The organism is Mycobacterium sp. E3298 (assembly GCF_001666895.1).
Lineage (GTDB): Bacteria > Actinomycetota > Actinomycetes > Mycobacteriales > Mycobacteriaceae > Mycobacterium.
Genome location: NZ_LZJB01000293.1, coordinates 1 through 10750, shown reverse-complemented (window position 1 = coordinate 10750; position 10750 = coordinate 1). Strand labels below are relative to the sequence as shown.

The 10750-nt window shown below is 67.0% G+C and carries 9 protein-coding genes and 2 pseudogenes; 4 read left to right on the top strand and 7 right to left on the bottom strand.

Annotated features, from left to right (window positions below; genetic code table 11):
- Positions 1-263 (bottom strand): annotated as a pseudogene (locus tag A9X05_RS13860) (2-keto-4-pentenoate hydratase); the annotation flags it as partial.
- A gap of 72 nt (positions 264-335) precedes the next feature.
- On the opposite strand from A9X05_RS13860, the gene kstD reads away from it, so the two are divergent.
- The 4 genes from kstD (at position 336) to A9X05_RS13840 (ending at position 5789) form a co-directional block, all read left to right on the top strand.
- Positions 336-2018, top strand: a complete 1683-nt coding sequence (kstD, locus tag A9X05_RS13855) for a 3-oxosteroid 1-dehydrogenase (protein WP_067782003.1) — start codon at positions 336-338, stop codon at positions 2016-2018.
- On the top strand, positions 2018-2878 hold the full coding sequence (locus tag A9X05_RS13850; RefSeq protein ID WP_067782000.1) for a MaoC family dehydratase: 861 nt from the start codon (positions 2018-2020) through the stop codon (positions 2876-2878). Before kstD ends, A9X05_RS13850 begins: the two co-directional genes overlap by 1 nt.
- A 55-nt stretch (positions 2879-2933) precedes the next feature.
- On the top strand, positions 2934-4688 hold the full coding sequence (locus A9X05_RS13845) for a patatin-like phospholipase family protein (protein ID WP_067781997.1): 1755 nt from the start codon (positions 2934-2936) through the stop codon (positions 4686-4688).
- A gap of 153 nt (positions 4689-4841) precedes the next feature.
- Positions 4842-5789, top strand: coding sequence for an adenylate/guanylate cyclase domain-containing protein (locus A9X05_RS13840; protein ID WP_067781994.1), 948 nt, complete (start codon positions 4842-4844; stop codon positions 5787-5789).
- A gap of 83 nt (positions 5790-5872) precedes the next feature.
- Here the strand turns inward: A9X05_RS13840 and A9X05_RS13835 are convergent, their stop codons facing one another.
- The 6 genes and pseudogenes from A9X05_RS13835 to A9X05_RS13810 form a co-directional block, all read right to left on the bottom strand.
- Positions 5873-7042, bottom strand: a complete 1170-nt coding sequence (locus tag A9X05_RS13835; protein ID WP_067781990.1) for a lipid-transfer protein — start codon at positions 7040-7042, stop codon at positions 5873-5875.
- On the bottom strand, positions 7042-7443 hold the full coding sequence (locus A9X05_RS13830) for a MaoC family dehydratase (protein WP_067752385.1): 402 nt from the start codon (positions 7441-7443) through the stop codon (positions 7042-7044). The genes A9X05_RS13835 and A9X05_RS13830 overlap by 1 nt, the downstream gene beginning before the upstream one ends.
- Positions 7440-8405, bottom strand: coding sequence for a bifunctional MaoC family dehydratase N-terminal/OB-fold nucleic acid binding domain-containing protein (locus A9X05_RS13825; RefSeq protein WP_067752382.1), 966 nt, complete (start codon positions 8403-8405; stop codon positions 7440-7442). The genes A9X05_RS13830 and A9X05_RS13825 overlap by 4 nt, the downstream gene beginning before the upstream one ends.
- A complete protein-coding gene (gene fadE29, locus A9X05_RS13820; RefSeq protein ID WP_067752379.1) occupies positions 8402-9565 on the bottom strand; it encodes an acyl-CoA dehydrogenase FadE29 in 1164 nt (387 codons plus the stop codon). The genes A9X05_RS13825 and fadE29 overlap by 4 nt, the downstream gene beginning before the upstream one ends.
- Positions 9556-10569, bottom strand: coding sequence for an acyl-CoA dehydrogenase family protein (locus A9X05_RS13815; protein ID WP_067752376.1), 1014 nt, complete (start codon positions 10567-10569; stop codon positions 9556-9558). The genes fadE29 and A9X05_RS13815 overlap by 10 nt, the downstream gene beginning before the upstream one ends.
- Positions 10569-10750 (bottom strand): annotated as a pseudogene (locus tag A9X05_RS13810) (steroid C27-monooxygenase); the annotation flags it as partial. The gene A9X05_RS13815 and the pseudogene A9X05_RS13810, both read right to left, overlap by 1 nt.

The following is a 10750-nucleotide window of genomic DNA, read 5'->3' as shown; positions in this document are numbered from 1 at the left end:
TGCATCTCGTCGAGCAAATGCCCGTAGTCCGGCTCGTCGACCCCCATCATCTGCTGGATCGCCTTCGACGACAGGCCGACCTTATGGCCCAGCACACGGGCTCCCTCGGCCACCCGCTGCCGGATGTTGATCAGCTGGATCTCATAGGCGTCGACGACGTCGATCTCCGGATGAACGGCGGTCAGCGGAGCGATCGGTGAGCGGCTCCGCTCAGCCTGCGCCAGGTCGGCAGCAAGCTCGTCTCGTGTCGCAACACTGAGCATCTGCAGAAGTCCCCTCGTTCGTGTGACCGGCCCAGTAGCGCCCGGCCCGGGCAATTCTATAACGTGTTCTACATGACAGCACAGGAGCTCGACGTCGTCGTGGTCGGCAGCGGCGGAGCCGGCATGGTAGCTGCGCTTACCGCCGCTCACCGGGGCCTTTCCACAGTAGTCATCGAGAAGGCTGCGCACTTCGGCGGCTCGACCGCCCGCTCGGGTGGGGGCGTCTGGATTCCGAACAACGAGGTGCTCAAGCGTGACGGCGTCCGGGACAACCCGGAGGCGGCCCGGACCTACCTGCACGGCATCATCGGCAACGTCGTCGAGCCGGAACGCATCGACACGTACCTCGAGCGTGGACCCGAGATGCTCTCGTTCGTGCTCAAGCACACCCCGCTGAAGATGTGCTGGGTTCCGCGCTACTCCGACTACTACCCGGAGGCGCCGGGCGGTCGCGCCGAGGGACGTTCGATCGAGCCGAAGCCGTTCGACGCGCGCAAGCTGGGCGCCGACATGCCCGGGCTCGAGCCGGCATACGGCAAGGTGCCGCTCAACGTCGTTGTGATGCAACAGGACTACGTGCGGCTGAACCAGCTGAAGCGCCACCCGCGGGGCGTGGCCCGCAGCCTGAAGGTCGGCGCCCGCACCATGTGGGCGAAGGCGACCGGTAAGAACCTCGTCGGCATGGGCCGGGCGTTGATCGGCCCGCTGCGGATCGGACTGCAGCAGGCCGGCGTCCCGGTGCTGCTCAACACCGCGCTGACCGACCTGTACGTCGAGGACGGCGTGGTGCGCGGCGTCTACGTCCGCGACAGCGGCGCGTCGGAGTCTGCCGAGCCGCGGCTGATCCGGGCCCGGCGCGGGGTGATCCTGGCCTCGGGCGGTTTCGAGCACAACGAGCAGATGCGGGTGAAATATCAGCGCGCGCCGATCACCACCGAGTGGACCGTCGGCGCCAAGGCCAACACCGGCGATGGCATCGTCGCGGCCGAAAAGCTGGGCGCCGCACTCGAACTGATGGAAGACGCCTGGTGGGGCCCGACCGTGCCGCTGGTGGGCGCGCCGTGGTTCGCGTTGTCCGAGCGCAATTCGCCGGGATCGATCATCGTCAACATGTCGGGCAAGCGGTTCATGAACGAGTCGATGCCCTACGTCGAGGCCTGCCACCACATGTACGGCGGAGAATACGGCCAGGGCCCCGGGCCGGGCGAGAACATTCCGGCGTGGCTGGTGTTCGACCAGCAGTACCGGGACCGCTACATCTTCGCGGGATTGCAGCCGGGACAACGCATTCCCCGCAAGTGGCTGGAGTCGGGGGTCATTATCTCCGCCGACACCCTCGAGGAGCTGGCGCAGAAGGCCGGGCTGCCGGTCGCGGACTTCACCGCGACGGTGGCGCGATTCAACGGCTTCGCCAGGTCCGGCGTCGACGAAGACTTCCACCGCGGCGAGAGCGCGTACGACCGCTACTACGGCGACCCGACCAACAAGCCGAATCCCAACCTGGGCGAACTCGCCCAGGCTCCGTACTACGCCGCCAAGATGGTGCCCGGTGACCTGGGCACCAAGGGCGGCGTGCGCACCGACGTCCACGGCCGCGCGCTGCGCGACGACGGCTCGATCATCGAAGGCCTTTACGCCGCAGGCAATGTCAGCGCCCCGGTGATGGGCCACACGTACCCGGGTCCGGGCGGGACCATCGGCCCGGCGATGACGTTCGGCTACTTGGCCGCGCTGCACATTGCGGGGGAACGCTGATGCCCATCGACGTCGACGTCGCACTGGCCGCCGAGCTGGACCCGATCGATTTCTCGTGGACGAGCAGCGACGTGCAGCTCTACCACTTGGCGTTGGGCGCCGGCAAGGATCCGATGGACCCCCGCGAACTGCGTTACCTGGTTGACGACACACCGCAGGTGCTGCCGACGTTCGGCAACGTGGCGGCGTCCTTTCACATGACCAAACCGCCGACCGTGCAATTCCCCGGCATCGACATCGAGCTGGGCAAGGTGCTGCACGCCAGCGAGCGGGTGGAGGTGCCCGGCCCGCTGCCGCCCTCGGGTTCGGCCCGCGCCGTCACCCGGTTCACCGACATCTGGGACAAGGGCAAGGCCGCGGTGATCTGGAGCGAGACGACCGTCAGCGCGCCCGACGGCACGCTGCTGTGGACGCAGCGGCGGTCCATCTTCGCCCGCGGCGAGGGCGGATTCGGCGGCGAGCGTGGGCCATCGACGTCGGACGCCGCGCCGGACCGGGCACCCGACGTGGAGGTTGCGGTGCCGATCCTGCCGCAGCAGGCGCTGCTCTACCGACTGTGCGGCGACCGCAACCCGCTGCACTCAGACCCGGAATTCGCGGCGGCCAATGGCTTTTCGCAACCGATCCTGCACGGCCTGTGCACCTACGGCATGACGTGCAAGGCGATCGTCGACACGCTGCTGGACGGCGACGCCGGCGCGGTGGCCGCGTACGGCGCGCGCTTCGCCGGCGTGGCGTTCCCGGGCGAGACGCTGCGCGTCAACGTGTGGAAAGAGGACGGCCGTTTTGTGGCGAGCGTTGTCGCGCCTTCGCGCGACAACGCCGTCGTGCTCAGCGGCGTCGAACTGGTCCACAAGTAGGTTATTTGCGCCGTACGGACTACCGCTAAACGGCGCAATATGCTTTCGTCCTTTCATGGTCGCTGAAGGGCAGTCGCCCGAACCGCGTGCGGCCGACGAGGGAACCGCACTGCGGAGCATTCCGATATTCGCCGAGATCGACGACGCACAACTCGACCTGCTCAGGAAAACCGTAGGTCGTCAGCACGTTTCCGCCAACGAGTGGCTCTTTCACCTGGGCGACCCGTCGGACGCCATCTATGTAATCGCCTCGGGACGATTCGCGGCCATCGGCCTCGACGGACAGGTGCTTCGTGAGATGGCATCAGGTGACTCGATCGGAGACCTGGGCGTGATCACCGGCGCCGCTCGCTCGGCCGGGGTACGAGCCCTTCGGGACGGCGTCGTCTGGAGGATCGCCGCCGACACGTTCAGCGAGGTGCTCGCCAAGGCGCCGCAGCTGCAATCGGCGATGTTCCGGGCGATGGCGGTGATGCTTCGCGAGTCACGAGCCGCCACCGTCTCTCGCGGTCGCCGGGTCGTCGGCGTGGTGTCGACCGGAGATGCGGTCGCCGCCCCGATCGTCGATGCGATCGCGACCCTGCTGAGATCGCACGGCCAGGCTGCCGTCGTCGCGCCGCCCGTCGAGACGACGGCCGCGGCCAATCATTACGGCGAGCTCGTCGACACGTTCAGCGAGACCCTCGACCGCGTCGAGCGAAGCAACGATTGGGTCTTGCTGGTGGCCGAGCGGGGCTCGGGCGACAGCTGGCGACGGTATGTCACCGCGCAAAGCGACCGGGTCGTGGTCGTCGCCGATCACGCCCATCCGCCGCAAGCGCTCGAACCACCCGTGACCGAAGGGCCGGTCCACCTCGTCACTTGCGGCGTCGTGCCGGACCCGAGCTGGTGGGATCTGCTGGCGCCGGTCTCACATCATCCCGCCGACGCCGACGGGATCGGCGCGCTGGCCCGCCGAATCGCCGGCCGATCTCTCGGTCTCGTGCTGGGGGGTGGCGGCGCTCGGGGCCTCGCGCATTACGGGGTCTACGAAGAGCTCACTCGGGCGGGCCTCGTCATCGACCGGTTCGGCGGGACCAGTTCCGGTGCCCTCGCTGCCGCCACCTTCGCGCTGGGTCTGGACGCGCGGGAATGCACCGCGGCGGCACGGAAGTACGTCGCGGAGACCAGGCCGGTCAGCGACTACACGATCCCTGCGATAGCCCTCACGCGAGGTCGCCGTGTCGACCGTCTGATCGAGGGATTCTTCGGCAGCAGCACCCTGATCGAGCAGCTGCCGAGGGAGTTCTTCTCCGTCTCCACCGACATCATCACGGGCGATCAGATCGTCCATCGCCGTGGGCTGCTGTGGGTCGCGGTGCGCGCATCGATTTCGATACCCGGTCTCCTGCCGCCGGTGCAGCATGGGGAACGGCTGCTCGTCGACGGCGGACTGATGAACATCCTCCCGGCCGACGTGATGTGCGCCGATCCGGACGGCGAGGTGATATGCGTCGATCTGCGCACGACTTGGGTGCCATCGAAGGGCTTTGGCCCGCTGCCGGCGAAGCTTCAGCCTCCCGCGTTCGTCCGGCGGCTCGTGACCGGGACGGATGTAGCCCTGCCACCGCTGCAGGACACGTTGCTTCGCAGTGTCGAACTCGCGGCCCCCAAGTGGAACCTGCGCGAGCTCCCCCGAGTCACGGCGATCATCGAGCCGGACGTCTCAGCGATCGGTCCGTTGGACTTCAAAAACATCGATGCGGCCCTGAAAGCCGGGCGGAAAGCGGCCCGGGCGGCTCTCGAAGCGCAACCAGCTCTCACCCGCTGAGCGTCGGATACGATTACCCCTGCAGCTAACAGCTCAGCATCTTCAGACGGCAGACGCTTAGTGTGTGCACACGGTGGTCAGGGCGGGCGGGGCAGACAACGACGAGTCTCGCTCGCGCAGGCGGCCGTTCGAGTGCGGCGAGGCCGTTAACCCATGGGCTCCGATTGGTGGGACAAGCCACTGGCCAATCTCGTCGTGCACTTGAATGGCGGCGAGAAGATCGTGCCGATCTTCGATCAATTATTCGTCGGCCGTCAGTGCGCGGGCATCGACGAACAGCGCCGACTGGTCATTCCCGATCCGAACGTCTCCCGCAACCACCTCGAGATTCGCCTGGACGTCAGCACCGACCGGGCTTACCTCATCGACACCAGCACCAACGGGACGTTGCTCAATGGCATGCCGCTTGAGCGCGCCGTCCAGGTCCCCATCAAGCCCGAGGACCGGATCTCGATAGGCGACGTCCTGCTCATCTTCCGATCGGACCGGTTCACTGCCGCCGGAATAACCAACACAAGCCCGACCCTGACCCGCATCGTCGAGGAGACCATGGTCATGGTGGTCGGGGATATCACCAACTACTCGACGATCTCCGAAGTGACCGACAACAGGGTGATCGCCCAGAGCCTGAACTATCTGTGGCACGAACTCAACCTCGTCCTGCGCGCCCATCGGGGCACGCTCAACCATTACGCCGGCGATGCGCTGTATGCGGTGTGGGAACTGCGGACCATTCCGAAGGCTAACGAGCTCGCGATCGACTTCGCGCTCGCCGCGAACCGGAGGGTCGAGGAGATCGGGCCCACGCTGCCGCTGCGTAGCCCAGACGGCTCGCCGATCCGCATGGGTTGGGGGGTGGTGCAGGGCCGGGCCGCGATCGCCGCGATGACGAGAACGGTCACGGCCGTGATTGGCGACGCGACCAACGTGGCGTTCCGGCTGGCCGGCATCGCCGGGCGGGCCGGGCGCCCGGCCGTGATGGTCAGCAGCCGCGTGCGCGATGCCGTTGAGCCGGAATATGTCTGGGGCCACTCGGAGCAGGTCGAGATCAAGGGCCGGCGCGGCATGGAGACCGTGTATTCGGTCGTCGCGCGTTCTTAGCCGACTGCCGTCGAGTGTGCGGGAGGCCGCACAGTCGAACGCGAACGTGCGGCAGGCCGCACACTCGAACGCGAATGGCAGCGTTAGCCGAGGATGAGGCCCGACGTGGGCACGCCGGTTCCCGCGGTGACGAGGACGTGCTCGACGTCGGGGACCGGGTTGACCGAGGTCCCGCGCAATTGCCGGACACCCTCCGCGATTCCGTTCATCCCGTGGATGTAGGCCTCACCGAGCTGGCCGCCGTGGGTATTGATCGGCAGCCGACCGCCCACCTCGACCGCGCCGTTGGCGATGAAGTCTTTGGCCTCGCCCTTGGCGCAGAATCCCAACTCCTCCAACTGAATCAGTGTGAACGGAGTGAAGTGGTCGTAGATCACGGCGGTCTGAATATCGTCCGGCTTCAGGCCCGATTGCTGCCAGAGCTGCTTGCCGACCACACCCATCTCGGGCAGGCCGAGTTCGGAGCGGTAGTAGCTCACCATGGTGTACTGGTCGGGGCTGGCGCCCTGGGCCGCCGCCTCGATGACGGCGGGCCGCTGCTTGAGGTCTCGCGCCCGCTCCACGGAGGTCACCACGAGGGCCACCGCGCCGTCGGTCTCCTGGCAGCAGTCCAGCAGCCGCAACGGCTCGGCGATCCACCGCGAATTCTGGTGGTCGTCAATGGTTATCGGCTTCTCGTAGAAGTACGCCTTCGGGTTCTTGGCCGCGTGCTTGCGGTCTGCGACCGAGATGGCGCCGAAGTCACGGCTGGTGGCACCGGACCAGTGCATGTACCGCTGCGCGATCATGGCCACCTGCGCGGCCGGTGTCGAAAGGCCATGCGGATACGAGAAGGAGTTGTCGGCTGCCGTCGAATCGGCCTGCGCCCCAGGGGTCCCCGCGAGGCGACTTTGCACCTGACCGAAACGCTGGCCGGACCGTTCGTTGAACGCGCGGTAGGCCACCACGACGTCCGCCAGCCCGGTCGCGACGGCCGCTGCTGCGTGTGCGACGGTCCCGCACGCCGCACCGCCGCCGTAACCCGTCTGCGCGAAGAATCTCAGGTCGCCGATGCCGGTCGCACGCGCCACCGCGGTCTCGTTGTTGCTGTCCATCGTGAAGGTGGTGAGGCCGTCGACGTCCGACGGCTTGAGGCCCGCGTCGTCGAGCGCATCCAGAACCGCCTCGGCCGCCAGGCGCAGCTCGCTTCGGCCGGAATTCTTCGAGAAGTCGGTGGCACCGATGCCGACGATGGCGGCCTTAGCCGACAACATTAAGCGTCCCCAATCGTGAGCGTGGCGGTCGCGATGACGTGGTCGCCAAGGCTGTTGCGGCCGAACACCTTCACCGTGATCAACCCGTCCTCCACCGCGGTCACCTCACCTGAGAAGGTGATGGTGTCGTAGGCGTACCACGGCACGCCCAGCCGCAGACCGATCGACTTGATCATCGCGGTCGGCCCGGCCCAGTCGGTCAGGAAGCGCTGTACCAGCCCGGTGTCGGTGAGGATGTTGACGAAGATATCCTTCGATCCCTTGGCCTGGGCCAGATCCCGGTCGTGGTGCACGTCCTGAAAGTCGCGGGTGGCGATGGCCGTCGAGATGATGAAGGTGGGCGTGCCTTCGATCTTGAGCTCAGGCAGCTTCGTACCCACTTCGACGACGGGCGCACTCATGCTTGGGGCTCCCATGCGTACAGGGTCCATTCCGGGCCGGACTCACCGGCGGGAAAGTCGATATAGGTTGCGCGAACAGGCATTCCGATCTTCACCGCGGCAGGGTCGACCCCGCGCAGCTCGCCCAGCATCCGGACCCCTTCCTCGAGTTCGACCAGGGCGATCACGAAGGGCAGCGTGCGCCCGGGAACCTTGGGCGCGTGGTGCACTACGAAGCTGTACACCGTGCCCGTGCCGCCGGCCACCACAAAGTCGATCGGCTGCTCTTTGTCCTGCCACACCGCCGGCACCGGCGGGTGCTGCAGGCTGCCGTCGGGCCGCCGCTGAATGCGCAGCTCGTGTGCCTTGACACCCTCCCAGAAGAACGCGGTGTCCCGGGAAACCGCCGGGCGCATTAGGGCGTCGGCGTCCAAATCCTCGGGAATCGAAGACCGCGCCGTCTCGGATGTCTCGCGCGGCTTGAATTTGAGTATGCGCCATGCCATCTCGGCGACATCCTCGTCACCGACGCGCCAGGTGATGTGCTGGTTGATGAACCAGCCTTCGCCGAGAGCGGTCTGTTTTGGCCCGACCACGTCACGCATCTCGGAGTGCACGGTCACCCGCTCGCCGGGACGCAGATACCGGTGGTAGGTCTGCTCGCAGTTGGTGGCGACCACGCCGACATAGCCTGCGCCGTCGAACAATTCCATGATCGGACCCATGGGATCGTCCGTCGGACGCTCGCCGCCCAGTCCGAACATCGTCCACACCTGGATCATCGCCGGGGGCGCGACAAGGCCGGGATGACCGGCGGCCTTGGCCGCGGCCTCGTCGACGTAGATCGGGTTGCGGTCGCCCAGCGCCTCGACCCAGTTGTTGATGATCGGCTGGTTGACCGGATCCCGGCCCGTGCGGGGTGCGGCGACGACAGTGGACGTGATCTCGGCGACAGCCTTCTTGATGTCGTCCGTGTCGGTCATCGAGGGACCCTCGGCACTTTGAGGCCTGCCGCCGCGATCATTTCTCGCATGACTTCGTTGACGCCTCCACCGAAGGTGATGACCAGGTTGCGCTTGGTTTGCGAGTCCAGCCAGTTCAGCAGCTCCGCGGTGTCCGAGTCGGCCGCGTTGCCATACTTGCCGACGATCTCCTCGGCGAGCCGGCCGATGTACTGGATCCGCTCGGTGCCAAAGACTTTCGTGGCGGCGGCGTCGGCCATGTTGATGTCTTCACCGGCCGCGGCCACCTGCCAGTTGAGCAGCTCGTTGATTCGCCACATCGCGTGGATCTCACCGAGGGCCCGCTTGACGTCCTGGTGGTCGATCGGGGTGATCCCGTCGCTGCCCGGCTTGGACGCCCAGGCGTGCAAGCGGTCGTAGATGCCGGCCGTGCGGCCCGCGGGGCCGAGCATGACACGTTCGTTGTTGAGCTGGGTGGTGATGAGCCGCCAGCCGCCGTTCTCCTCGCCGACCAGCATGTCGGCGGGCACCCGCACGTCGTTGTAGTAGGTGGCGTTGGTGTGGTGGGCGCCGTCGGACAGGATGATCGGCGTCCAGGAGAACCCGGGATCCTTTGTGTCCACGATCAGGATCGAAATGCCCTTGTGTTTAACGGCTTCCGGGTCGGTGCGGCAGGCCAGCCAGATGTAGTCGGCGTCGTGTCCGCCGGTGGTCCACATCTTCTGGCCGTTGACGATGTACTCGTCGCCCTGACGGACGGCGGTCGTCCGCAGGGACGCCAGGTCGGTGCCGGCCTCGGGCTCGCTGTAACCGATCGCGAAGTGCACCTCGCCCGCCAAGATCGCCGGCAGGAACTTCTTTTTCTGCGCCTCGCTGCCGAACTGCTGCAGCGTCGGCCCGACGGTCTGCAGCGTGACCGCGGGCAGCGGAACGTCGGCCCGATGTGCCTCGTTGACGAAGATCGACTGCTCGATGGGCCCGAAGCCCAAGCCGCCGAACTCTTTTGGCCACCCCACCCCGAGCTTGCCGTCGCGGCCCATCCGCCGGATCACCGCGCGGTAGGCCTCGTTGTGCCGGTCCTGCTCCATCGCCTTCATCTCGTCGGACGAGATCAGGTTCGAAAAGTACTCCCGCAGTTCCGCTTGCAGCTGACGCTGCTCCGGAGTGAGGTCTATGAACATTGCGCTCCCACCAGGTCGAGACGATGAGAAGAACCGCCCAGCAGCCGGGACAGGTCCTTGATCGTGGAATAATACCGGTGCATCGGGTAGGTGATGTCCATGCCCATGCCACCGTGCAGGTGATGGCAGGTCTGCATCACCGGCGGGGCCTGCGAAGTGATCCAGTAGCCGAGCACGTCCAGGTCGTCGTCGGCGTCCCGGCCTTCGGAGAGCCGCCACACCACCGACTTGGCCGCCAAATCGATGGTGCGCGAGGCGATGTAGACCTCCGCCAGCTGCGCCGCCACCGTCTGGAACGTGGACAGCGGCTTGCCGAACTGCTTGCGGTTGGCCACGTAGTCCGCGGTGAGGCGCAGCGCCCCGGCCACCAGCCCGTCGGCGTAGGCGCCGACGGCCGCCAAGGCGAGCTGATTGACCCGATGCGCCTGGGCGCCGGCGAGCACATCGGAGTCGCCGACAGCGACGTCGGCGAACGTGACGCTGTACTCGTCCGCACCGTTCGATGTCGGCGTCTTGACCACCGCCACACCGTCGGCCTTCGGCGACACCACCACGACCGCGCTGTCCGCGGTCACGACCATCCAGTCGGCGGATTCGGCATACGGCACAGCCACTTTGGTGCCCGACAGCCGGCCGTCGGCGAAGGTGGTCGACGGCCGGTCGGGCAACGCGGCGCCGGGCTCGTTCAGCGCGGCCGTCAGCACGCCGCCCTTGGCGACCGTGGCCAGGAACCGGTCCTGTTGTTCATCGGACGCCAGGTCAAGCAGCGGCGCCACGCCGAAGCCGAGGGTGGCCAGCGCCGGCGTGATGGCGCCGTGGCGGCCTATCTCGGTGAGCACCGTGGCGACCTCGGGCAGGCCGACGCCGTCGCCGCCGAGGCGCTCGGGCACCGGCAGCGCCGTCACCCCGCCGCTGACCAACGCGTCCCAGCCGAGGTCCCGATCCAGAACGGACGTCACCACATCCGCGACGGCTTGTTGCGTCGCAGTGAGATTGAAGTCCATCAGGACGTCACCGCGGTCTTGCCGGTGTAGTCCACCTGCCAATGCTTGATTCCGTTGAGCCAGCCCGACCGCAGCCGCTCGGGCTCGCCGACCGGCTTGAGGTCCGGCATGTGATCGGCGACCGCGTTGAAGATGAGGTTGATGGTCATGCGGGCCAGGTTCGCGCCGATGCAGTAGTGGG